Raw genomic sequence first — 564 nt, forward strand, 5'->3', positions numbered from 1 at the left:
CTTGTCGAACGCCTGCACCGCCAGGCCCACTTCCGAACCGGTCGCGATCAGGATCAGCTCAGGCTCGCCCGCGCAATCCTTCAACACATAACCACCACGGCTGATGTTGTCGATCTGCACGGCATCGCGAGTCTGGTGCTGCAGGTTCTGCCGGGAGAAGATCAGCGCCGAAGGGCCGTCCTTGCGCTCCAGGGCGTTTTTCCAGGCCACGGCGGATTCCACCGCGTCGGCCGGACGCCAGGTGTCGAGGTTCGGCGTGCAACGCAGGCTCGCCAGTTGCTCGATCGGCTGGTGGGTCGGACCGTCTTCGCCCAGACCGATGGAGTCGTGGGTGTAGACATGGATCACGCGCTTCTTCATCAGCGCCGACATGCGTACCGCGTTACGGGCGTATTCCATGAACATCAGGAAGGTCGCGCCGTAAGGCAGCAGGCCGCCGTGCAGGGTCACGCCGTTCATGATCGCGGTCATGCCGAATTCACGCACGCCGTAGTACATGTAGTTGCCGCTGGCATCTTCAGCGCTGACGCCCTTGCAACCTTTCCACAGGGTCAGGTTGGAACC

The 564-nt window shown here is 62.8% G+C and carries 1 pseudogene; it reads right to left on the reverse strand.

The window, feature by feature from the left end:
- Positions 1 to 564, reverse strand: a pseudogene (locus M5C01_RS32785) (transketolase); the annotation flags it as partial.

Origin of the sequence: Pseudomonas sp. MWU12-2319, from assembly GCF_023242525.1 — a bacterium.
GTDB classification, from domain to species: Bacteria; Pseudomonadota; Gammaproteobacteria; order Pseudomonadales; family Pseudomonadaceae; genus Aquipseudomonas; species Aquipseudomonas gingeri_D.